Below are 23,552 nucleotides of genomic sequence, written 5' to 3'. Positions count from 1 at the left end.
GACGCTTTCCTGAGGGCGTGGCCCGAGCCGCTTCCCTCACTTCGTTCAGTCCAGGGTCTCGAACTCACGCTGATCCTCCAGGAGTCGCCCCAACTTCCGCTTCCATCCTACGTGGATAGTGGGGGTAGTTGAATTACTTACTGGAGGTGGTGTGTTAGTTATTGTTGTCTTTGAACATGGTTACGTTCAAAAGTAAGTGCATTGGTGTGGGGATGGAAGCTGCAGATGGGGACGCTTTCCCATGGGCTCGGCTTGAGCTGATCCATAGGAGTCGCCCCAACATCCGCTTCCATCCTACGTGGATAGTGAGGGGACTTAGATCACTTACTGGAGAGCCTATGTTAATTATTGTTGTGTCTTGACTTATTTCAGTTCAAGTACCGAAGTTCAACATCAATCACAACACTAACTTCCATACACAAAAAAAGTAACACACGCACACATTGCAAGGAATTGGCGCGTAGGAGGGGGCGACTCCCAGAGGATCAGCCCGACAGGTGAGACAACCGAGGGAGCAACGCGACTGGTTGGCTCAACGCGGGCCCTCTAGGAAAGCGTCCCCCTCCGTAGCGCCAATTCCCACCCCTAGCCTCGTATTAGCTTATTCTTCTTGCGCTTAGCTAGTACCCACACACCATTATTTGCTATACTGAAAAAAAGGAGGGATTGACTATTATGACTATGACATACTACGGCTATCCAACATGTACCACGTGCCGCAAAGCGAAGAAATGGCTTACGGACGAAGGGATTTCATTCGAAGAAAAGAACATCGCCGAACAACCTCCAAGCGAAGACGAGCTGCGCAACATGATCGCGAACTCTGGACTTGACATGAAAAAGTTCTTCAACACGAGCGGCAAGATATATCGTGAGCTTAACTTGAAAGACAAGCTACCAACCATGACAGAAGATGAAAAAATCGCACTCCTCGCTTCAGACGGAATGCTCATCAAACGTCCAATCGTTTCTGATAACCAAAAAGTGACAGTCGGATTTAATGAAAACACATTCACGGAAACGTGGAAGAAGTGATTTAGATTCTTGTCTTTATACAGGAACTATGGCAAACTAAAGGTAGATAAACTATTATATTTTTGGAGGTAACGACATGAGCACACCAAAAGATTTACGATATTCAGAAGAGCACGAGTGGGTAAAAGAAGAAGACGGTAAATACCGTATCGGCATCACACATTTCGCACAGTCTGAACTAGGCGATATTGTATTCGTTGAACTGCCACAGGTTGGCGATCAATTAAAATCAGACGAGCCTTTCGGAAGTGTTGAATCAGTGAAAACTGTTTCTGAATTGTACGCTCCATTAACTGGTAAAGTGGTAGAAGTGAACGAAAACCTTGAAGATAGCCCTGAATTGGTTAACGAATCACCATATGAAGACGCATGGATGGTAGTAGTTGAAATCGATAACAAAGCTGAACTTGATGAGTTAATGACAGCTGAGCAGTATGAAGAAATGACAGCTGAATAATATTCTAAAAGAAAAAAGCGCTGGAACGTCTCAGCGCTTTTTTATACGCTAGGAGGAAACAGATGGACCCGAAAGTTCTCATTGTAGAAGGCGGTTCGGATCGTAAGCGGCTAGTGCCGATCCTTGCAGAGCCTGTAGAGATTCTTTGTACGAATGGTACCATCAGTGCGTACCATATTGAAGAACTGCTTGAACCGTATGAGCAGCAGGACCTGTTCGTCTTTATGGATGCGGACGCTTCCGGCGAGTCCATTCGTAAGTTGTTCAAACAACTGTACCCTGAAGCGAGACATTTATATACGGATCGTCTCTACCGCGAAGTAGAAACGACTCCCGTTAAGCTATTGGCAAGCATTTTAGCTGCTGCTAATTTTAAAGTACATTCCAAATACTTGGCAGGTGGACCACATGAATAATTGGACAATTGAAGACTGGCAACGCACACAGGCGGCAGAGCAAGTAGCCGCTTTTTATTTATATACACCGATGTGTGGAACATGCGCAGTCGCTTCAAAAATGCTTACGGTAATCGAGACAATGCGTCCGAAACTACCGATTGGAAAGGCGGATTTGAACTATGTCCAGGCTATCGCAATAGAATATGAGATAGAAAGCGTTCCTTGTTTACTTATTCAGCGCAAAGGACAGCCTATAGAAAAAATTTACGCCTTTCAATCCGTCCCGTATTTGCTAGAGAAGCTCAGTTGACAATAGAAGTCGATGTATGGTATAAGTAGTTAATCAAATGAATATGTAACTCTTATAAAGAGCGGCGGAGGGAAGTGCCCTATGAAGCCCGGCAACCGTCACATATGTGAAATGGTGCCAAATCACTCAAAGCGTAATGCTTTGATAGATGAGAGAAATGGTAACGTACATAACTACATACGTTCGGCCTTTCTGCTTGTCTGCAGGAAGGCTTTTTTTATACTAAAGCGGAAAGCGCCGTGTAGGCACGACAGGCGTTGGAAGACTTACCACAAAGGCGCTCTTTGCCTTTTTGGAAAGTCTGAAACGACCCGAGAGCCTGGCGCTTGTAGCTGGATGATACTAAAGCGGAAAGCGCCGTGTAGGCACGACAGGCGTTAGTAGTGTTCTGAAAGACATATTAAAAAGACTTAATGAGGTGGTGCGGAAAATGATTCAACTAACAAACGTTCATAAAAAATACCAATTGAACCGTTCAGAAATTGTCGCGGTAGATGATGTGACAGTAGCCATCGAAGAAGGAGAAATTTTCGGCGTCATCGGGTACAGTGGAGCAGGAAAAAGTACATTAATTCGACTATTGAACGGTCTTGAAACACCGACGTCCGGCAGTATTCTGATTCACGGACAAGAAATGACGACATTACAAGGTGCTGGCCTGCGCGATGCGCGTCAAAAAATCTGCATGATCTTCCAGCACTTTAACTTATTATGGTCTAGAACGGTAGAAGAAAATATCATGTTTCCTCTAGAAATTGCTGGCGTGAAGAAATCGGCACGTAAGCAAAAAGTGAAGGAATTGATCGATCTCGTTGGATTGACAGGTCGTGAACAGGCATATCCATCGCAATTATCTGGTGGTCAGAAGCAACGTGTCGGCATTGCGCGAGCGCTTGCAAATGATCCTGAAGTCTTACTTTGTGATGAAGCAACGTCCGCACTCGATCCTGAGACGACGAATGCGATTCTTGATTTATTGACGGACATTAATGAACGTCTTGGACTAACGATTGTGTTGATTACGCATGAAATGCATGTCATCCGCAAGATCTGTCATCGCGTGGCGGTCATGGAAGCGGGGAAAGTCGTGGAAATCGGCAATGTACTGGATGTCTTCCAATCTCCACAAGCGGAAATTACTAAGCGCTTCATTTCACAGGTGACTGATACCGGTGATACGGACGCAGCGATGGCGCATTTACAGCAAGAGTCACCTGATGGCAAGTTGATCAAGCTAGCTTTCATTGGTGAACGTACAGAGCAGCCAGTACTTGCTGAGTTGATCCGCAAATTCCCAATCGACGTCAACATCGTGCAAGGAAATATTTCAACGACACGTGACGGCGCTTACGGCACACTCGTCTTGCAACTAGTAGGAGACGTGGCGATTATAGAGGAAGCCATTGCTTTCTTGGATGCCAATGAAGTGAAGACGGAGGTGCTGATCCATGATTGAGCAATGGTTCCCGAACGTGAATTGGGATAAAATGTGGGAAGCAACCGGTGAGACACTTTATATGTCTGCCTACTCCACGTTCTTTACATTTGTCTTCGGTATCGCACTTGGTTTGTTGTTGTTTTTAACAAGTCCTGGTCAGTTATGGTCAAATAAAATAACCCATGTCTTTACAGGCGCATTCGTGAATATATTCCGATCGATTCCGTTTATCATTTTGATTATTTTATTGATTCCTCTTACGAAATTATTATTCGATAGTATGCGTGGACCGAATGCCGCCTTGCCTGCATTGATTATCGGTGCCGCTCCGTTTTATGGCCGTATGGTATTGATTGCATTGCAGGAAATCGATAAAGGGGTTATCGAAGCAGCGCGCTCAATGGGGGCTAAGACGTCGACGATCATTTTCAAAGTATTGTTACCTGAATCCATGCCGGCACTAGTCTCGGGAATTACCGTAACCTCGATTGCACTTGTCGGATATACGGCAATGGCAGGAGTGATCGGTGCAGGTGGTCTAGGTACACTCGCGTATTTGGAAGGGTTCCAGCGCAGCCGTGAAGATGTGACTATAATGGCAACGATTTTGGTATTGATTATCGTGTTTATCATTCAATTTATCGGTGATTTCATCGCAAAACGTTTGGACAAGCGATAATAGGATTTTCAGGGAGACCTGTTACCCATAGAAATATTCCATAATGGAGAGGGAGAAATGTGGATATGAAGAAGTTTTTATTCAGTCTATTCGCAGCCGTACTAGTGCTTGCATTGGCAGCTTGCGGAACGAAAGACGAAGGTAGTAAAGATAATGCAGCATCAGATGGAGCAGAAAAAGGCGAGAAAACGTCATTGGTAGTCGGCGCATCTAACACACCACACGCTGTAATTTTGGAAGAAGCTAAGCCATTATTAGCTGAAAAAGGCTATGATTTAACAATTGAAAGTTACACAGATTATGTACTGCCAAACAAAGATTTGGACGAAGGCACACTGGATGCGAACTATTTCCAACACATTCCTTATCTAGAGAGCCAAATTGCCGATTTCGGTTATGATTTCGTCAATGCAGGCGCGATCCACATCGAGCCAATCGGTGTGTATTCTAAGAAATATGACTCATTGGAAGAACTTCCAGACGGAGCGACGATCTTAATCAGTAACTCTGTTGCAGATCACGGTCGAGTACTTGCTATGCTTGAAGAAAAAGGATTGATCAAGCTAGCGGATGACGTGGAAAAAGTGAAAGCCGAAGTAGGCGATATCGTAGAAAATCCAAAGAACTTGGAGTTTGATGCGAACTACGAAGCAGCGCTAATGCCTCAGTTGTATAATAACGATGAAGGCGACGCATTATTAATCAACTCCAACTTCGCAATCGATGCAGGTTTGAATCCAATGGAAGATTCGATCGCATTGGAAGATAAAGAGTCTCCATATGTTAACGTAATTGCTGTAAAGAGCGGTAATGAAGACAGTGATGCAATCAAAGCATTAGTAGAAGTATTGACTTCAGAGCAAATTCAAGATTTCATTTTGAAAGAATGGTCTGGATCCGTTGTTCCCGTGAAATAAAATAATGCCCGCCGGTAGCTATCGCAGCTACCGGTTTTTTATTTGTATATATGTTGGGAGATTTGCTCTATGGGGTGGTGTATACGCTCAATGTGTGAGGTTATCCGCTCAATCCCGCGCGTAACTCGCTCAATGAGTTGGTTTATCCGCTCTATGGAGCGCGTGGCCCGCTCAATGTGTGGGGTTATACGCTCTATCAAGCGCGTTATCCGTTCAATCCCACACAAGCCCCGCTCAACAAGTAGTAACATCCCCACTACCGCAGACCATCCAACTTCCAAACAACTCCACTAGATCCACTTCCTCACAACCCACAAGAAAAACATCAAATAAATTCAAACAAAATCTTCTTTATTCTATCGACTTGTGATAAAGTTGATTTTGTTTGAGTAATACATATGTGTATTTGAGGAGGACGTATTGTGAAGTTTAAACTAGGGCTCATTTGGCGAATTCTAATCGCCATTGGGCTGGCGATCGGACTTGGTTTAGTATTGCCGATGATCCATGAAGGATTTGCGCATTGGTTCGTTCGCTTAGCAGCTACATTTAATATGTTATTCGGTGGATTCTTGAACTTTATCGTTCCACTGATTATCATTGCGTTTATCGCACCAAGTATTGCAAAGCTTGGAGCAGGTTCCGGGAAATTGCTAGGAATGTCTGCTGCATTTGCGTATGGATCTACGGTGATCGCGGGATTGCTTGCGTATTTCGCAGCAACGAATATTTTGCCGAACTTCATTCAACCCACGACGAAGACGGACATTGCAGAAGGCGCGCGTGAAGCTGGAGTAGCGTTCTTCGAAATGGAAATGGATCCAATGATGGGGATCATGACCGCTTTGCTATTGGCATTTGTGCTTGGCATTGGAATGGCAGCGATTAAAGGGAAGACGATGATGTCGTTCTTCGATGAATTTAATTTAATTATCGATAAAGTCATTTCTGTCGTCATTATTCCATTACTACCTTTCCATATTTTTGGGATTTTCCTGAATATGACGTATACAGGTGAAGTAGCGAATGTGCTTTCAGTCTTTGTATTTGTTTTCATCATGATCATCATTCTTCATTTAACCATGCTAACATTCCAGTACACAGTGGCGGGTGCATTGAACAAACGGAATCCGTTCGTGTTGATGAAAACGATGCTACCTGCGTATTTGACGGCTATTGGAACACAATCTTCTGCTGCAACGATTCCGGTTACGTTGCGTCAAGCGAAAAAGACGGGTGCTTCAGAACGTGTAACGGATTTCGCGGTACCGTTGTTCGCAACGATCCATTTATCGGGTAGTACGATTACGATTGTTTCCTGTTCTATCGGGGTTATGCTGATGAACGGGTTTGATGTAAGTTTTGGTTCGTATTTGCAATTCATCTTTATGCTAGGTGTTACGATGATTGCCGCTCCTGGTGTGCCGGGTGGCGCAGTTGTCGCGGCTACTGGGCTACTCACGACTATGCTTGGATTCAGTGACAGCATGGTAGCCTTAATGATTGCACTGTATTTAGCGCAAGATAGTTTCGGAACAGCAACAAACGTTACAGGTGACGGGGCGCTTGCGATGATCGTCGACCGTTTCACTAAAAAAGTATAGAATAGTAGAAAAGTCGGTTACTTGACCGGCTTTTTTGCTGTCTACTTCTTATGTACTAAGATCTGATTGATTCTCATTCACTAGTTGTCAAATGAAAAATAAATATCGTGAAAAATATACTCATCCGCGTGGTTGCAATGAAATTAGTCAATATGTGTAATGATTCTTAAAGATTTGCAACCCACTCGAATATGGGTTAAGATTAGAATGATACTAAATAGAGAATGGATAATAACCATTCAACGCGATTATACTGGAGGTATTGGAATGGCAATTTTGGAAATTAAAGATCTTCATGTCCGAATTGAGGACAAAGAAATCTTAAAAGGTGTTACCTTAACAATAAATACAAATGAGATCCATGCAATCATGGGGCCAAATGGTACGGGGAAATCTACGCTTGCATCAGCAATCATGGGTCACCCGAAATATGAAGTTACATCCGGATCAGTTACTCTTGATGGAGAAGACGTATTGGCGATGGAAGTAGATGAGCGTGCGAGAGCCGGTCTATTCCTAGCTATGCAATATCCAAGTGAAATCACTGGCGTAACAAACGCAGATTTCCTCCGTTCTGGAGTGAACGCACGTCGTGAAGAAGGCGATGAGATTTCTTTGATGAAATTTATTCGTGAAATGGATAGCAAGATGGAAGTTCTTGAAATGGATGAAGATATGGCAACTCGTTATTTAAACGAAGGTTTCTCAGGTGGAGAGAAAAAGCGTAATGAAATTCTCCAACTTATGATGTTGAAACCGAAGTTTGCAGTACTTGACGAAATTGACTCAGGTCTGGATATCGACGCATTGAAAATTGTTTCTAACGGAATCAACCAAATGCGCGGCGAAGGTTTTGGTTGCTTGATCATCACTCACTACCAACGTTTGTTAGACTATATCACGCCGGATAAAGTGCATATCATCATGCAAGGTAGAATCGTGAAAACGGGTGGTTCTGAATTAGCTAAGAAACTTGAAGTTGAAGGTTATGACTGGATCAAAGATGAACTAGGTATCGAAGACGAAACTGTTGGACAAGAAGCATAAGAAAGGGGACGACTCAAAATGACGGTTGAAACAACATTGGCATTGACCGAACAAGACGTCCGCTCTTATTCCGCAAAAGTGGAGGAAGCTGCTTGGATGGCAGATTTTCGTTCGAACGCTCTAGCAAAAGCTGAAGTGCTCGAAATGCCAAGACCAGATAAAACTAAAATTACAAAATGGAATTTCACAGAATTCCCTTCACATACAGTTGAGAGCTCGATTTTCGCAGGATTGGAAGAATTGCCAACTGAAGCGAAAGCATTAATCGATGACGAACAACAACAAAATATTTACGTGCAGCACAATAACACACCTGCATACCTTTCATTGTCTGAAGATTTGAAGTCACAAGGCGTTATTTTGACGGATATCTTTACAGCATCACGTGAACACAGTGAACTGTTACAGAAATACTTGATGACTGACGGTGTGAAAGTGGATGAGCATAAGTTAACAGCTCTTCACGCAGCATTGATCAACGGTGGGGTATTCGTCTACGTACCTAAAAACGTAGTAATCGAAGATCCACTACAAGTCCTTTTCATTCACGATAATGAAGAAGCATCACTGTTCAACCACGTAGTAATCGTGGCAGAAGAAAACAGTCAAGTAACATACGTAGAAAGCTATCTTTCTACTATGGACCATGCAGCAACACAAGCAAACATCGTAGCTGAAGTATTTGCTATGGCCAATGCGAAAATTGTCTACGGATCAGTCGACGTATTAGCGGAAGGTATGACAACTTATGTCAACCGTCGCGGTGTTACTGGACCTCACGCACGCATTGAGTGGGCGCTTGGATTAATGAACGACAGCAATACGATTTCTGAAAACATCACGCATTTAGTCGGTGACGGCTCATCTAGTGATATGAAATCCGTTGTGGTTGGACGCGGTAGTCAGAAACAAAACTTCACATCTGAAATCGTCCACTGGGGACTTGATACAGATGGTTTCATCTTGAAGCACGGTGTTATGAAAGAAAACTCATCTGCTATCTTTAACGGAATCGGCCGAATCGCAAAAGGGGCAACTCGTTCCAACGCGGTACAAGAGTCCCGTATTCTCATGTTAGGTGAAAGAGGACGTGGAGACGCGAACCCGATTTTGCTTATTGATGAAAATGATGTAACGGCAGGTCACGCCGCTTCAGTAGGACGTGTGGACCCACTACAAATGTTCTATCTAATGAGCCGTGGTATTACACAAGAAGAAGCAGAACGCCTCATCATTCATGGTTTCTTAGCTCCAGTTGTTAGCAAATTGCCAATCGCAGGAGTTAGAAAACAATTGACGGAGGTTATTGAAAGGAAAGTGCGCTAATGCTCAGCAAAGACATCCGCAATCATTTCCCTATATTAGACCAAGAAGTCAATGGACATCCACTTGTCTACTTGGATAGCGCTGCGACTTCACAAAAGCCTGTGCAAGTAATTGAGGCACTAGATCGCTATTATCGCTTTGATAATTCCAATGTTCACCGTGGGGTGCATACACTTGGAAATCGCGCGACAGATGGGTATGAAGGTGCTCGTGAGAAAGTCCGTAAATTCATTAATGCTAAATCCACGCAAGAAGTCATCTTCATGCGCGGTACAACAACAGCTATTAACACGGTTGCGCAAAGTTATGGCCGTGCCAATGTCTCGGAAGGTGACGAAATCGTCATTACACATATGGAGCACCACTCCAATATCATTCCGTGGCAGCAGCTCGCTAAAGAAACTGGCGCAGTGTTAAAATATATTGATTTAGAAGAAGACGGTACGTTATCACTTGATAAAGTACGGGAAACGATTACCGATAAAACGAAAATTGTTTCTATCATGTATGTTTCCAACGTTCTCGGCACGATGAATCCAATCGAAGAAATCACAAAAATTGCCCATCAACACGGTGCAGTGATGTGTGTGGACGCTGCACAAGCAGCTCCACATTTAAAAATAGATGTACAGAATCTAGATTGCGACTTCCTTGCATTTTCCGGACACAAAATGTGTGGACCTACCGGTATCGGTGTCCTCTACGGTAAAAAGGATTTACTCAATAATATGGAACCTATTGAATTCGGCGGCGAAATGATTGATTTTGTCGGGCTATACGAATCCACATGGAAAGAATTGCCTTGGAAATTCGAAGGTGGTACACCTATTATTGCAGGAGCTATTGGACTCGGTGCAGCCATCGACTTCTTGGAAGAAATCGGTTTGGACGCAATCGAACAGCATGAACACGAACTAGCTGGTTATGCTATGGATAAAATGTCTGAAATCGACGGCTTGACCATTTATGGACCAAGAGATCCTGATCAACGTGCAGGATTGGTCACATTCAACTTGGATGATGTCCATCCTCATGATGTTGCAACTGTACTCGATATGAATGGTATAGCTGTTCGTGCCGGTCATCACTGTGCACAACCATTGATGAAATGGTTAGAAGTTTCTTCAACAGCGCGTGCCAGCTTCTATCTTTACAACACCACTGATGACGTAGATCGCCTCGTGGAAGGACTTCGCACAACAAAGGAGTATTTTAACGATGTCTACTAATAAACTAGATCAACTTTATCGATCTGTAATCATGGAGCATTATAAACACCCGAAAAACAAAGGCGTTTTGGAGAATGGTAATGTCACGATTGACATGAATAATCCGACTTGCGGTGACGTCATTCGTTTAACGATGAACGTAGAAGATGACATCGTCAAAGACGTCAAGTTTGAAGGGGAAGGATGTTCCATTTCCATGGCATCCGCTTCTATGATGACACAGATGATCAAAGGTAAAACAACTGAAGAAGCAGTTAAGTTAGCACATACTTTTTCAGACATGATGTTAGGCAAAGAGTTGGACGAGTCGATTGACCTCGACGACCTAGAAGCATTATCGGGTGTCGCGCAATTCCCTGCCCGCATTAAATGTGCAACATTGAGCTGGAAGGCGATGGAAAAGGGAGTCTCTGGCGAGTCGCAATGACCTTGGCCATAGTACGAGCAATTATGGAACGGAGGAATAATAATGGCAAAACAAATGCCGGAAATCGGCGATTACAAATACGGTTTCCATGACAAAGACGTTTCTGTGTTCCGTTCAGAGCGTGGATTAACACGTGAGATAGTGGAAGAAATTTCTTCAATGAAGGAAGAACCACAATGGATGTTGGATTACCGTTTGAAATCTCTTGAGATTTTCTATAGTAAGCCAATGCCACAATGGGGCGGAGACTTGAATTCATTGAAGTTTGATGAAATCACGTACTACGTAAAACCATCTGAAGGTGCAGAAACTTCTTGGGATGAAGTACCTGAAGAGATCAAGCGTACGTTTGATAAACTAGGTATTCCTGAAGCAGAACAAAAATACTTGGCAGGTGTATCTGCACAGTATGAATCTGAAGTGGTTTACCACAATATGAAAGAAGAACTAACTGATCTAGGAATTGTCTTTAAAGACACGGATTCTGCACTTCGTGAAAACGAAGAGTTGTTCAAACAATATTGGGGTACGGTAATACCGAACTCAGACAATAAATTCTCAGCGTTAAACTCTGCTGTATGGTCTGGTGGATCATTTATCTATGTACCACCTGGCGTAAAAGTAGAAACACCGCTACAAGCCTATTTCCGTATTAACTCGGAAAACATGGGACAGTTCGAGCGTACGATGATCATCGTAGACGAAGGCGCAAGCGTTCACTACGTAGAAGGGTGTACAGCACCTGTTTACACAACTAACTCACTACACAGTGCGGTTGTTGAAATCATCATCAAAAAAGATGCATATTGCCGTTACACAACGATTCAAAACTGGGCGAACAACGTCTACAACTTGGTAACGAAGCGTGCAGTATGTGAAGAAAATGCGACAATGGAATGGATTGATGGCAACATTGGTTCTAAATTGACGATGAAATACCCAGCAGTCATCCTAAAAGGTGAAGGCTCACGTGGTATGACGTTATCGATCGCATTAGCAGGTAAAGGACAGCACCAAGATGCCGGCGCGAAAATGATGCACTTGGCACCTAACACGTCTTCTACTATTGTTTCAAAATCCATCTCTCAACACGGCGGAAAAGTAACGTATCGCGGAATTGTCCACTTCGGACGTAATGCGGACGGAGCTCGTGCCAACATTGAGTGTGATACGTTGATCATGGATAAACTATCTACTTCAGATACAATTCCATACAATGAAATCTTGAATAACAATATTTCATTGGAACACGAAGCAAAAGTATCGAAAGTTTCTGAAGAGCAGCTCTTCTATTTGATGAGCCGCGGTATTCCTGAATTGGAAGCAACAGAAATGATCGTTATGGGCTTCATCGAGCCATTCACAAAAGAGCTACCGATGGAATATGCGGTAGAGATGAACCGTCTGATCAAGTTCGAAATGGAAGGTAGTATTGGGTAAGGGTTGTTAACTCAACGTTTATGCGATATTCCTAACAGTTGAATAAAGCAACGTGCCGATTTCATGCCGATTCAATTCGGATGGTCGGCACGTTTTTTTGTATTTATCTCACTTTTTCTCAACAACAGCAATCGTACATCTCGAAACACTAATTAATTTACCTGCCTCATCCGTGATTTGGATATCCCAAACCATTGATGTGCGTCCTTTATGGAATGGAACGGCAGTAGCGGTGACGATGCCATCTTTTTTACCTCGTATGTGATTCGCATTGATTTCCAGGCCGACTGGATAATGCGTTTCGGGATTTACGTTTAAAGCAGCTGCAATGCTAGCCGCAGTTTCTGCGAGAGCTACTGAAGCACCTCCATGCAGCAATCCCATAGGCTGAATGGTTTTCGGACCAACCGGCATTTCACAGACGACTTTGTCAGGATCAAGTTCTTTAAAAGTAATTCCCAATGCGCCAATCAATGTTTGTTCTAAATCCATACTATCCAATAAATTAAGTTCTTTCATCATTTTCCCTGCCTCCATTTCAATGATATACTTCTATTACATGTATATACATGTAATAGAAGCATACTACTAAGAGTCAAGAGAAATCCAACTTTTAAAAGTATACACATACATATATATTAGAATAAATTATCAAGACGGCTGAAACATTGCGATCTTCATTGTAAGGAAAGAGGTGGACATCATGACAAAAGAGTTGGATCAAGAGCAAGCAAATTATATTATTGACGTGTGTGCTAGTGCAAATCTTCGAACGGTATCTGGTTCACTAACGCAACTGTACAATCATTTATTGAAACCTACTGGATTGAAAATCACTCAATATTATATGCTCGGCAATATTTATACATCGCCAGATATTTCGATTAGTAAATTAGGCGAGATTATGTTGTTGGATCAAACGACTGTTACGCGTAACTTGAACATATTACATGATTCCGGCTTTGTGCAGATCAAGAGAGCGAAACAGGACTCGCGAACTAAAGTAGTCACGATAACAGAATTAGGCTACGGGAAGTTAAATGAGGCTACTCCTATCTGGACACAAGTGCAGGAACAAATTGAAGGCGCTATCGGCAAATCAGAGTATATGGACTTACTGAAGAAGTTGGAGTCACTACAGAAAGTGATTGATGAATTTAAAAGTTGAACCACATAAAAATGAATCTTCATTCATAAAATGATTGACAACTCAAAAAAATCAAGTAAAATACATGTATATACATGTATCAAAGAATGAATATTTTTGAAGAGTAGCAGTGTACGTTCTTTACAGAAATACATTGAACACATTTTGAAAGCGCTTACGACAAAAGGAGAGTGTTACTGATGAATTTAGTAGAATTGAAAAAGAGTATGAGTCTTCCGGTGATCGCATCCCCGATGTTCATTATTAGTAATCCTAAGACGGTGATTGAGCAGTGTAAAGCAGGAGTAATCGGTTCTATGCCTTCTCTAAACGCAAGACCGGTTGCCCAATTCGAAGAGTGGTTGATCGAGATCACAGAAGAATTAGCTGACTACAACGCAAAAAATCCTACTAAACCAGCTGCGCCATTTGCGATCAACCAAATCGTTCACCGGTCTAATGAAAGATTGCAGGAAGATATGGAACTATGTGTGAAGTATAAAGTTCCCATCATTATTACATCTCTAGGTGCAAGAGAAGACGTCTACGAGGCAGCCCATAGTTATGGCGGAATTGTATTGCATGACGTGATCAATAATATGTTCGCAAAGAAAGCAATTGAAAAAGGTGCAGATGGTTTAATTGCAGTCGCTGCAGGAGCGGGAGGGCACGCGGGTCCTAAAAGTCCGTTCGCACTCGTTCAAGAAATCCGTGAATGGTTCGATGGGCCACTGGCACTTGGAGGTTCTATAGCGACTGGCGGAAGCGTATTGGCAGCCGAAGCTATGGGGGCAGACTTTGCATACATCGGGTCACCTTTCATCGCTACTGAAGAAGCGAGAGCAGTTGAAGAATATAAACAGGCAATCGTAGACGCAACTTCGGATGATATTGTGTACAGTAATTATTTCACTGGAATACACGGAAATTATTTAGCTACGTCCATTCGTGCTTCGGGCTTAGATCCAGATAACTTACCGGAAAGTGATCCTAGTAAAATGAATTTTGGCGGAGATGCAGGCCAAAAAGCTTGGAAAGATATTTGGGGCTGTGGTCAAGGAATCGGTATAATCGATAAAGTACAACCGACAAAAGATTATGTTGCACAATTAGCCAAAGAGTATAGTGAAGCAAAGGATAAGTTGGTAGGCGATAGAGTGAATACAGCGAGCAGATAAGAATATTGCGTAAAATTAAAACGTCCATAGAATCATGAAAAAACAAGTATGGTTTAATTCAGACATGCTTGTTTTTTCTATTGATATGTAGTGTTTGTGAATAGATTTGGTTTGCATTCGGTTAAAGAAGTAAGTAGCCTGCTCTTCTTTAAAGACAAACACCTTCGCGTCTAAGAATCAATTGATTGATTTTATACCTAGTGGGGTATATACTACATGTATAAACGAATGGAAAGGAGTTTTTCATATGAATGAAAAAGCAACTGTATATGTATCCTCTACTTGTCCTTATTGTACGATGATGACAAATTATCTTGATGAAATCCATGTGCCTTATGAGACGATCAATGTCTCTACAAATCCTGCAGCGGGAGAACGTCTCGTGGAATTAACAGGACAGATGGGCGTTCCGCAAACTCAGTTGAATGGAAAGTGGATTATCGGCTTTGATCCAGCAAGTATTCACGCTGCACTAGATGCATGAATAAATTCCAGCAGATTTTATTCAACCGAAGCTGTACAATCCAATCAACAGAAGAAATGGAAAAGAAATTATTTCCGCGCTTTTGTATCGGCAACATAGCGTTTGCGGTGATGGGCGTGATTCTCGTCATCATAGAATGGACTCACTAAAGGAGGTACGCATTATGGGATGGATCGTCATAGCACTCATCGTCGGCTTAGTCGTTTGGCGAATGAAGCCTGCAAAAGGTGTGCATTCAATCACGACTGAACAATTAAAAGCTAGAATAAAAGAACAGAACGTCCAGTTTATCGATGTGCGTTCACCGGCTGAATATAAAGGACGCCATATAAAGGAATTTAAGAATATCCCATTGAATGTGCTTTCGAATAAAATGGGAACGCTGAAGAAAGATCAAGAAGTTATTGTCATCTGTCAAAGTGGCATGCGTAGTTCGAATGCAGCAGGCCAACTGAAAAAAGCAGGATTCTTGAATGTAACGAATGTACGTGGTGGAATGAATGCGTGGCAAGGGTAAATAGTAAAGAGGCGTCTCGAGAATTCTATCTCGAGGCGCTTTTTACTTGGAAATACAATTGATCGGAACCTAGGAAATATAGAGAATAGTAAAATCAAGTCAAGAAGTACGGTTTTTCTAAAAATACATAAGATATGATACACTAAGCTAAAGATAATAAGAGGAGGTCTTTCCATGATACATGTTGGTCTGACAGGGTGGGGAGACCATCCGAGCCTATATAATGAAAATACAGTCGCAAATAAAAAACTACTTGACTATAGTAAACACTTTCCAATCGTCGAACTAGATTCGACGTTTTATGCTATACAATCAAAGAAAGTCATGGATAAATGGACAGAGGAAACGCCTGCTAATTTCCAATTCATCGTGAAGGCGTATCAAGGCATTACAGGTCATCAGCGGGGAAAGTTACCCTATGATTCTGAAGAAGAGATGTTCTCGCTGTTTAAACTGTCGATGACATCGTTTGTTGAAGCGGGGAAGCTCGCGATGGTACTGGTACAGTTTCCGCCTTGGTTTGATTGCAAGAAGGAAAACGTTGATCGCATTCGCTATGTGCATGAACAATTACAGCCGTTACCGATTGCTGTGGAGTTTCGCAATCAAACGTGGTATTCTCCAGCTTATCGAGAAAAAACACTCGACTTTCTAAAAGACTTGCACATCATCCACGTCGTTTGTGATGAGCCACAAGTAGGGGACGGCAGTGTGCCTCTAGTCCCCGTTGCGACTGATCCGAAAGTGCTGTTACGTCTCCACGGGCGCAATGATAAAGGATGGGTCAATACAATGGGAGATAGTAAGGCATGGCGTAAAGTTCGCTATCTTTATGATTACAATGAAAAAGAGTTAGAGAGTATGAGTGAAATCGTTAAACATCTTGAGAAACAGACAGAAGAAGTATTTGTCATCTTTAATAATAACTCCGGCCAGCATGCCGCGAAAAACGCCAAACAATTTGCAGGATTACTCAACATAGAATACGGTCAGCCTCTCACCAAGCAAATGGATTTGTTTGAGGAGGATCACTAATGGAGTTTGTTGTACTTGCTTTCATTGGTTTAGCATCGGGTATTATCGGTTCGATTGCTGGCCTGGGTGGCGGAACAATTTTGGTTCCTGTCACATTATTTGTCGGATTAAATTTAGGAATGATACCTGATATTACACCACAAAGTGTAGTGGGCTTGTCGGTCATCATGATGATTGCGAACGGACTTGGATCGACACTGTCCTATATGAAAGTAAAGACAATTGATTATCGTAGTGCCATTTTATTTTTCGCTGCGAGTATACCTGGGATCGTACTCGGTGCGCTAGTCAATAAAAGCGTAAGTTTGTCTTCATTTAATTTATATTTTGGTATATTGCTCATTGTTTTATCTACACTGTTATTAACGAGGAAATATTTGAAACCGATTAGATGGTTTGTGGACAACGGAAAAAAGATCAAATTTACTGATCCCCAAGGTAAAACGCATATCTATGGATACCCAATTTGGTTTGCTATCCTATTGGCGTTGTTCATTGGATTTACATCGGGGTTATTCGGAATTGGTGGCGGTACGATGATCGTGCCGGCAATGATTTTACTCTTCTTGTTCCCGCCACATGTGGCTGTCGCGACATCCATGCTGATGGTATTTTTATCAGCAATCGTCAATTCGATTTCGCATATTTCACTCGGTCATGTGCCGTGGCTCTATACGATTCCTGTTGTGCCGGGAGCCTATTTCGGTGGAATGCTCGGAGCCTATTTAAATAGCAAAATGAAATCAGAGACATTAGTTTTAGTCATACGCATCATTTTACTCGTCTTTGGACTACATTCCATTTATGAGGGGATTTGGGGTTGACACATATGAAGGAAACAGTAGCGACGATTCATATTTATCATACGAATGACATCCATAGTCATTTCGAAAATTGGCCGCAAATTCATCACTTTCTTAAAAAGCGGAAGCAACTAGCGGAAGCCAATGGGGAGTCTTATTTTCTATTTGATATTGGAGACCATATTGATCGGTCACATCCGTTTACCGAAGGAACAGAAGGTAAAGGAAATATCGAATTATTAAACGACGCAGGATATGACGCAGTAACGATTGGCAATAATGAAGGAATCACCATGTCTAAGGAAGCGCTGAATAGATTATATGAAGACGCGCACTTTGATGTAATGCTCTGCAACTTGACTGAACTGGATGGTAAGCTGCCGTACTGGGCGAAAACGTCCAAGGTATTTGAGACTACAGAAGGTGTGCGCGTCGGTGTCATAGGTGCCACGGCGCCATACTACGCGTTTTATGAACAACTTGGCTGGAGCGTAGGCGAACCGCACACGGCGTTGCAGGAAATGGCACGCAACTTGCGTCCGCAATGCGATGTCATCGTTTGTCTTTCGCATTTAGGCATCAATGAAGACCGTCTTTTGGCTGCGCAATGTCCGGAAATCGATGTTATTTTAGGTGCACACACGCATCATTTATTACAACATGGTGAATGGATCGATGACACATTACTTGCGGCAGCAGAAAAGTTTGGTCATTATGTCGGTCATGTTCAAGTTGATGTAGACCGTATGACAGGTCAAGTCGTTCATATGAAAGCAGAGGTTTTTCCAACACAGATGATGGAAATGTCAGAAGCGGATATTGAACAAGTGAATAGCTTATTTGCTAAAGGAGAAGAGGCTCTAGAAGCTCCAGTATTTTATAATCCTGCACCATTATCACAGCGCTTAACAGGAGATAGTCCATTATCGTCGCTGTTTGGTCGCGCATTACTTACGTATCTCGATGCCGACTGTGCACTATTCAATGCAGGGATTTTCCTTGGTAGTTTAGGTAAAGGGTGGGTGACGAAAGGGGATTTGCATTCTTTATTGCCACACCCTATCAATCCTTGCCTTATCCATCTGGATGGTGCTGATTTGTTGACGATCTACGAGGAGTCACTTGATCCAAAGTGGACAGAACTTCCGATAAGAGGTTTAGGATTTCGTGGTACGCTGATGGGTAGCATGATACATGAACATTTATACCGCAACATGGACGGAAAATTATTTGCAGGCAATCGTTTGGTGGAGCCTGGTGAAATGTATACGTTGGCCACACTTGATATGTTCACGTTCGGCTTTTTCTATCCGTTATTAAAGGAAGCGAAAAAAGAATATATCATGCCAGAAATGATTCGCGATATTCTCGGTTGGTATGGAAGAAAATATTTCAATGAGCGCTAGTTATGTCCGCCTCTTATTTCGCATAATGTGAAGTAGGAGGCGTTTTCATGCGGTTTTATACGAATCAGAAACGACCAAAGAAATTTAATTATGGCAAAACTATACTGCGCTTTGTCATCCCGACTATTTTGGTGGGAGTGGCGATATTTTTCTATACGGTCAATAAACAGTTAACGCCAATCTATACACAATATGCCGAAGTGCAAACGCAGAAAATAGCTAGTCACGTTATCAGTCAAGCTATTAAAAATCGGTCCACGAGTGTCTACGATGTTAATGAAATTATCGAAAATATTCCCGATAATACGACAGATACGGTGACGACTAAATTTAACGCAGAAATCATCAGCCAAGTCATGTCAGAAATTCATCAACTCGTAGAAGATCATCTAGAGCGTGCTGAAGGCGGAGATTTGGATATGTTACCGCCACTCGGAGATCTCGAGTATAATCCAGATCGCATGCAAAAAGAACAAGGTATCGTGTTCTTCGTTCCACTTGGGCAAGCGACGAATATACCGCTAATCGGTAACTTGGGACCGAAAATCCCTATACGTTTTCATGTCGTGGGTGATGTACATGCGAACGTTGAAACAAATATACGGGAATTCGGCATTAACAATGCGTATGTAGAAGTGAATCTGATGTTGCAAGTGAATGTACAAATCATAGTTCCGCTAGCGACAAGTAAGAGTGTCGTAGAACAGGAAATTCCTATCGCAATGGGATTAATTAGAGGGAAAGTACCTCAAATCTATTCGAAAGGAGAGCAAACGCCAGCACAAATCGAAGTCCCACTTGAGAAGACGGAGTAAATGGGTGTTGTGAACAATGTCGATTATTGCTACACTAAGTATAGAAGAATATCGAGACTTACGTAGAGGCTGCATTGTTTATGAGTACCTGGCGAGAGAGTGACATCTATGACCGCGAGCGAAAGGAGGCAATGCCGAAGTTTGAGAAGAGTCAACTTCTCAAGTTGGGGTCATTTCGAAGAGGAATGACACTGTCATACAGCGATAAATGTATGGAGAGCTACAGTTGCCAATTGTACTGCGATTTATTCAATACTTTGCTTTGACCAATTGACTGGCCGACTCCTACACGTATGCTACTGCCTGTGGGGTTGGCTTTTTTATCGGGAAATTTTGGAATTACAAGATAGTATCTGCTTTCCACTCTTCGAAAGATCTTCTGCATTTCGATATCATCTAGCAACTAGAAAGAGGAGGAATTACAATGATCGGAACATGGGTCTCTATTTTGCCTCCTATTATCGCCATCGTGATGGTGTTAGTGACAAGGAGAGTATTATTATCATTAGGAGCGGGAATTGTTACAGCGGCTTTACTTTTAGCGAACTTTGCTCCATTTGAGACACTGAAAGGTATATGGAAGGCCATGACAGTTTCATTTTGGGATGGCGGGCTTAATACATACAATATATTTATTATGCTATTTCTATTATTACTAGGTGTCATTACGGCATTCGTCAGTCTATCCGGAGGAAGCGCCGCTTTTGCACGTTGGGCAGTTACTCGTATCCGTACAAAACGTGGAGCCAAGCTGTTGACGATGGGGCTTGGGATTGCAATTTTTGTGGATGACTATTTCAATGCTTTGGCAGTTGGACAAATTGCAAGACCAATTACAGATCAGCACAAAATCTCTCGTGCGAAATTGGCCTATTTCATCGACTCTACGTCGGCACCCATCTGTGTCGTGTCGCCCATCTCAAGCTGGGGCGCATTCTTGATTGGACAACTTGCGCTTATTTTAGGTACGACGGCAGCGGTGAGCTATTCACCATTAACTGCATTCGTTTTGATGGCACCGATGAACTTCTATGTCATTGCGACATTGTCCATGGTCTTCTTCTTTGCTTGGACGAATAATGACTTCTTTGAGATGAAGAAGCATGAAGATCGCGCCATGAACAAAGGTGAACTATATGACCCAAGTAAAGAAATCCCAGGTCAGTTGAAAGAAGAATTCCCTGAGCATACGCATGGAAAAGTTCGCGATTTGGTTGCGCCGATCTTGACGTTAATTGCGGTGACACTCGGCATGATGATTTTCACGGGCTATAAAGAAGCAGGCGTTTTCGATATTTGGGCAATATTTGAAAATACTGATGTACCGTTCTCTCTAGTAATTGGTGGTGTTACAGCTACTTTGCTAGCTATGTTGTTATATATTCTACAAATGAAAAAGAACGAAACTGCAAGTGTATCATGGATGGGCCGTGCATTGATTAGCGGAGTGAGAGCGATGATGCCTGCTATTCTTATTTTGATTTTCGCTTGGGGATTGACTGAACTAATCGCTTCCCTCGATACAGGTCTATTCCTTTCTACGATGGTAGAGCGTATGAATATTCCTGTCACTTTCCTTCCGGTATTGATCTTCGTATTAGCAGGATTAATGGCGTTCTCGACAGGCACTTCATGGGGTTCTTTCGGTATTTTGATGCCAATTGCGGGTACGATCATGGTCAATGCAGCACCTGAACTATTATTACCGGCATTGGCGGCAGTACTTGCAGGCGCGGTATTTGGTGATCACTGTTCACCGATTTCTGATACGACTATACTTTCTTCTACTGGAGCGGGTTGTAACCATATGGATCACGTATCCACACAGTTACCTTATGCGCTTGTCGCAGCTGGTGTAGCTGCAATTGGGTACATCGTTCTCGGAGTGACTGGTTCTGTCTGGATCGGTTTAGTAGCTGTTATTATTACTCTGATAGTTTTATTTACGTATTTGAGCACTAAAGGTAAGAAACGCTCAGAACAAATAGCATAGTTTCCCTTTTAGACTAAGAGTGATAATTACTTCATTCTTAGTCTAAATTTGTTTTGACATCTCTAATTGGGCTGTTTATACTAAATATACAGAACTAAAGTTGTCAGAATAAATTGAATGGTGAAAGTTTTGTAAAATAACAAAAGAGAGGTGAAGTTGTATGGAGAATCGTTCACAGTGGGGAACGAGAGCAGGTTTTATACTAGCTGCGGTGGGATCGGCTGTAGGACTCGGAAACATTTGGCGCTTTCCTTATGTCGCTTATGAAAATGGCGGCGGCGCATTTTTTATCCCGTACTTATTTGCACTTTTAACAGCTGGTATTCCGATTCTGATCATGGAATTCACGATTGGTCATAAATACCGTGGATCAGCCCCACTATCATTCTTCCGTTTGAATGGTAAAAAAGCTGAGTTTCTAGGTTGGTGGGGGATTTTTGTATCCTTCGTTATTTCTACCTATTATGCCGTAATCATTGCATGGGCCATGAAATATACCGTCTACTCATTTAGTTTATCGTGGGGAAAAGACCCGGAAGGATTCTTCTTTGGAGACGTTCTGAGCTTAGCCGATAACCCTGGGGAAGTTGGAGGACTCGTTGGAGGCGTAGTACTACCATTGCTCCTTGTCTGGGTGATTTGTTACATCATCTTAATTGGCGGCGTCAAGAAAGGGATTGAGTTGGCGAATCGGATATTTATTCCTGTTCTTTTCCTACTCTTCTTATTTGTCGTCATCCGTGCCATCACACTTGATGGAGCCATGATTGGACTGGATGCGTTCTTTAAACCAGATGTCGATAAGTTACTGAACCCCCGTGTATGGGTTGCAGCGTATGGACATATCTTCTTTAGTTTATCGATCGCGTTTGCAATTATGATCACGTATTCTAGTTATTTACCGAAGAAATCGGATATTACAAATAACGCCTTTATTACAGGTTTTGCTAACTCTTCTGTCGAGTTACTGGCAGGTATCGGAGTGTTCGCCGTACTAGGATTCATGGCAACAAATCAAGGAGTAGATGTAGCAGACGTAGCTACTGCAGGTGTAGGGCTTGCATTCGTCGTGTTCCCTGAAATTATTAATCAAATGCCAGGATTAAATGGCCTGTTCGGTGCATTCTTCTTCCTGTCACTGACACTTGCTGGTATCACATCACTCATCTCGATTTGTGAAACGTACATTGCAGGTATGTCAGATAAATTCAATATTTCAAGACGTCGCTCGGTGACGATCGGTATTGGACTTTCAGCAGTCATCTCCATGCTGTATGCAACGAACGGGGGGTTATACTTCCTAGACGTGGCAGATTACTTCATCAACCAATTTGGTATCGCGGTCATCGGTTTAGTGGAAGTTATCTTACTAGCTTGGGTGTTCAGAAAACTCGGATTGTTCGAACAGCATGCGAATGCAGTATCAGATATTCGTCTTGGCTGGTGGTGGAAAGTATCGTTATCATTCATCACACCGTTAGTATTGGGTACGATGTTATTCTTCCTGATTAAAGACAATATTGCAGAAAACTATGAAGGGTATCCTACATCGTTCTTATGGACGATTGGCTGGCCGGTAGCAATTGGGGCATTCGTGATGTCGATCGTTTTCACCTCATTAAAATGGAAAGACAACACAAGAATCGTATCAGATTATGAAGAAGATAAAGGAGGGCTATAAATGGATACAGGAATGAGCGGCTCTGCAATTCTCATGATGCTACTCGGTGTGACCATCATCTGGGGCGGTCTATTTATTAGCATCTTTTACGCTACGATCCTCAGTAAGTTTCGAAAGAAATTCAAAATCGAATAGTAAACGATGGACACTTGTAACCGGACATTTGGTTGCAAGTGTTTTTTGTTG

The 23,552-nt window shown here is 42.5% G+C and carries 25 protein-coding genes and 2 riboswitches; of the genes, 24 read left to right on the top strand and 1 reads right to left on the bottom strand.

Translation table 11 applies throughout. From position 1 onward, the window contains the following. Nucleotides 1-675: 675 nt before the first annotated feature. From CSV70_RS14115 to sufB, 13 genes are all read left to right on the top strand, one after another. Complete coding sequence (locus tag CSV70_RS14115) at nucleotides 676-1,035, top strand: arsenate reductase family protein (protein ID WP_099629257.1); 360 nt, start codon at nucleotides 676-678, stop codon at nucleotides 1,033-1,035. Nucleotides 1,036-1,111: 76 nt separating this feature from the next. Further along, on the top strand, nucleotides 1,112-1,492 hold the full coding sequence (gene gcvH / locus CSV70_RS14110; RefSeq protein ID WP_085131467.1) for a glycine cleavage system protein GcvH: 381 nt from the start codon (nucleotides 1,112-1,114) through the stop codon (nucleotides 1,490-1,492). A 62-nt stretch (nucleotides 1,493-1,554) separates the two neighbouring features. Then, nucleotides 1,555-1,908 (top strand): toprim domain-containing protein, encoded by a 354-nt coding sequence (locus CSV70_RS14105; protein ID WP_085131466.1) that lies wholly within the window; start codon nucleotides 1,555-1,557, stop codon nucleotides 1,906-1,908. Then, the gene (locus CSV70_RS14100; protein ID WP_085131465.1) at nucleotides 1,901-2,200 is read left to right on the top strand and encodes a thioredoxin family protein; all 300 of its coding nucleotides are present in this window, start codon (nucleotides 1,901-1,903) and stop codon (nucleotides 2,198-2,200) included. Before CSV70_RS14105 ends, CSV70_RS14100 begins: the two co-directional genes overlap by 8 nt. Nucleotides 2,201-2,249: 49 nt before the next feature. Beyond that, a riboswitch (SAM riboswitch) is annotated at nucleotides 2,250-2,355 on the top strand. 275 nt (nucleotides 2,356-2,630) lie between these two features. Beyond that, a complete protein-coding gene (locus CSV70_RS14095) occupies nucleotides 2,631-3,656 on the top strand; it encodes a methionine ABC transporter ATP-binding protein (protein ID WP_099629258.1) in 1,026 nt (341 codons plus the stop codon). Next, nucleotides 3,649-4,317 carry a methionine ABC transporter permease gene (locus CSV70_RS14090; protein WP_085131463.1) on the top strand — a complete coding sequence of 223 codons (669 nt, stop codon included), beginning with the start codon at nucleotides 3,649-3,651 and terminating at the stop codon, nucleotides 4,315-4,317. Before CSV70_RS14095 ends, CSV70_RS14090 begins: the two co-directional genes overlap by 8 nt. Before the next feature lie 65 nt (nucleotides 4,318-4,382). After that, on the top strand, nucleotides 4,383-5,234 hold the full coding sequence (locus CSV70_RS14085; protein ID WP_099629271.1) for a MetQ/NlpA family ABC transporter substrate-binding protein: 852 nt from the start codon (nucleotides 4,383-4,385) through the stop codon (nucleotides 5,232-5,234). 422 nt (nucleotides 5,235-5,656) lie between these two features. Further along, on the top strand, nucleotides 5,657-6,838 hold the full coding sequence (locus tag CSV70_RS14080) for a dicarboxylate/amino acid:cation symporter (RefSeq protein ID WP_099629259.1): 1,182 nt from the start codon (nucleotides 5,657-5,659) through the stop codon (nucleotides 6,836-6,838). Nucleotides 6,839-7,105: 267 nt separating this feature from the next. Next, nucleotides 7,106-7,885, top strand: a complete 780-nt coding sequence (sufC, locus tag CSV70_RS14075) for a Fe-S cluster assembly ATPase SufC (RefSeq protein WP_085131460.1) — start codon at nucleotides 7,106-7,108, stop codon at nucleotides 7,883-7,885. Nucleotides 7,886-7,903: 18 nt separating this feature from the next. Next, the gene (gene sufD, locus CSV70_RS14070; protein WP_099629260.1) at nucleotides 7,904-9,211 is read left to right on the top strand and encodes a Fe-S cluster assembly protein SufD; all 1,308 of its coding nucleotides are present in this window, start codon (nucleotides 7,904-7,906) and stop codon (nucleotides 9,209-9,211) included. After that, on the top strand, nucleotides 9,211-10,440 hold the full coding sequence (locus CSV70_RS14065) for a cysteine desulfurase (protein ID WP_099627881.1): 1,230 nt from the start codon (nucleotides 9,211-9,213) through the stop codon (nucleotides 10,438-10,440). Before sufD ends, CSV70_RS14065 begins: the two co-directional genes overlap by 1 nt. Next, nucleotides 10,430-10,867 (top strand): Fe-S cluster assembly sulfur transfer protein SufU, encoded by a 438-nt coding sequence (sufU, locus tag CSV70_RS14060; RefSeq protein WP_085131457.1) that lies wholly within the window; start codon nucleotides 10,430-10,432, stop codon nucleotides 10,865-10,867. Before CSV70_RS14065 ends, sufU begins: the two co-directional genes overlap by 11 nt. Nucleotides 10,868-10,909: 42 nt before the next feature. Next, nucleotides 10,910-12,307, top strand: coding sequence for a Fe-S cluster assembly protein SufB (gene sufB, locus CSV70_RS14055; RefSeq protein ID WP_085131456.1), 1,398 nt, complete (start codon nucleotides 10,910-10,912; stop codon nucleotides 12,305-12,307). A 108-nt stretch (nucleotides 12,308-12,415) separates the two neighbouring features. On the opposite strand, the gene CSV70_RS14050 is transcribed toward sufB, so the two are convergent. Then, nucleotides 12,416-12,799 carry a hotdog fold thioesterase gene (locus tag CSV70_RS14050; protein WP_085133558.1) on the bottom strand — a complete coding sequence of 128 codons (384 nt, stop codon included), beginning with the start codon at nucleotides 12,797-12,799 and terminating at the stop codon, nucleotides 12,416-12,418. 211 nt (nucleotides 12,800-13,010) lie between these two features. Between CSV70_RS14050 and CSV70_RS14045 the strand changes: the two genes are divergently transcribed. The 11 genes from CSV70_RS14045 to CSV70_RS16355 all read left to right on the top strand — a co-directional run bounded on the left by CSV70_RS14045 (nucleotide 13,011) and on the right by CSV70_RS16355 (nucleotide 23,501). Further along, complete coding sequence (locus CSV70_RS14045; RefSeq protein ID WP_085131455.1) at nucleotides 13,011-13,475, top strand: MarR family winged helix-turn-helix transcriptional regulator; 465 nt, start codon at nucleotides 13,011-13,013, stop codon at nucleotides 13,473-13,475. A gap of 179 nt (nucleotides 13,476-13,654) precedes the next feature. Next, complete coding sequence (locus tag CSV70_RS14040) at nucleotides 13,655-14,632, top strand: NAD(P)H-dependent flavin oxidoreductase (RefSeq protein ID WP_099627884.1); 978 nt, start codon at nucleotides 13,655-13,657, stop codon at nucleotides 14,630-14,632. 247 nt (nucleotides 14,633-14,879) lie between these two features. Beyond that, nucleotides 14,880-15,116 carry a glutaredoxin family protein gene (locus CSV70_RS14035; protein WP_099629261.1) on the top strand — a complete coding sequence of 79 codons (237 nt, stop codon included), beginning with the start codon at nucleotides 14,880-14,882 and terminating at the stop codon, nucleotides 15,114-15,116. A 163-nt stretch (nucleotides 15,117-15,279) separates the two neighbouring features. Beyond that, complete coding sequence (locus CSV70_RS14030) at nucleotides 15,280-15,633, top strand: rhodanese-like domain-containing protein (protein WP_199171627.1); 354 nt, start codon at nucleotides 15,280-15,282, stop codon at nucleotides 15,631-15,633. A gap of 174 nt (nucleotides 15,634-15,807) precedes the next feature. After that, nucleotides 15,808-16,668, top strand: a complete 861-nt coding sequence (locus tag CSV70_RS14025; RefSeq protein WP_085131451.1) for a DUF72 domain-containing protein — start codon at nucleotides 15,808-15,810, stop codon at nucleotides 16,666-16,668. Continuing rightward, the gene (locus CSV70_RS14020; protein ID WP_099627888.1) at nucleotides 16,668-17,492 is read left to right on the top strand and encodes a sulfite exporter TauE/SafE family protein; all 825 of its coding nucleotides are present in this window, start codon (nucleotides 16,668-16,670) and stop codon (nucleotides 17,490-17,492) included. Before CSV70_RS14025 ends, CSV70_RS14020 begins: the two co-directional genes overlap by 1 nt. A 5-nt stretch (nucleotides 17,493-17,497) precedes the next feature. Next, nucleotides 17,498-18,877, top strand: coding sequence for a bifunctional metallophosphatase/5'-nucleotidase (locus CSV70_RS14015; RefSeq protein ID WP_233191823.1), 1,380 nt, complete (start codon nucleotides 17,498-17,500; stop codon nucleotides 18,875-18,877). Nucleotides 18,878-18,924: 47 nt separating this feature from the next. Beyond that, nucleotides 18,925-19,692: a sporulation protein YunB gene (gene yunB / locus CSV70_RS14010; RefSeq protein WP_085131448.1), complete on the top strand. Its 768-nt coding sequence runs from the start codon at nucleotides 18,925-18,927 to the stop codon at nucleotides 19,690-19,692. 55 nt (nucleotides 19,693-19,747) lie between these two features. Continuing rightward, a riboswitch (Lysine riboswitch) is annotated at nucleotides 19,748-19,923 on the top strand. A 193-nt stretch (nucleotides 19,924-20,116) separates the two neighbouring features. Further along, entirely contained in the window at nucleotides 20,117-21,685 is a 1,569-nt protein-coding gene (locus tag CSV70_RS14005; protein ID WP_085131447.1) for a Na+/H+ antiporter NhaC family protein, read from the top strand. Nucleotides 21,686-21,845: 160 nt separating this feature from the next. Further along, a complete protein-coding gene (locus CSV70_RS14000; RefSeq protein WP_085131446.1) occupies nucleotides 21,846-23,366 on the top strand; it encodes a sodium-dependent transporter in 1,521 nt (506 codons plus the stop codon). Beyond that, nucleotides 23,367-23,501 carry a methionine/alanine import family NSS transporter small subunit gene (locus tag CSV70_RS16355; RefSeq protein WP_232319208.1) on the top strand — a complete coding sequence of 45 codons (135 nt, stop codon included), beginning with the start codon at nucleotides 23,367-23,369 and terminating at the stop codon, nucleotides 23,499-23,501. Nucleotides 23,502-23,552 lie beyond the last annotated feature (51 nt).

Origin of the sequence: Sporosarcina sp. P25 (genome assembly GCF_002743235.1) — a bacterium.
In the GTDB taxonomy this organism is placed as follows: Bacteria; Bacillota; Bacilli; order Bacillales_A; family Planococcaceae; genus Sporosarcina; species Sporosarcina ureae_B.
The sequence above is the reverse complement of the archived record's forward strand: the minus strand, read 5'-3'. Positions and strand labels throughout refer to the sequence as shown.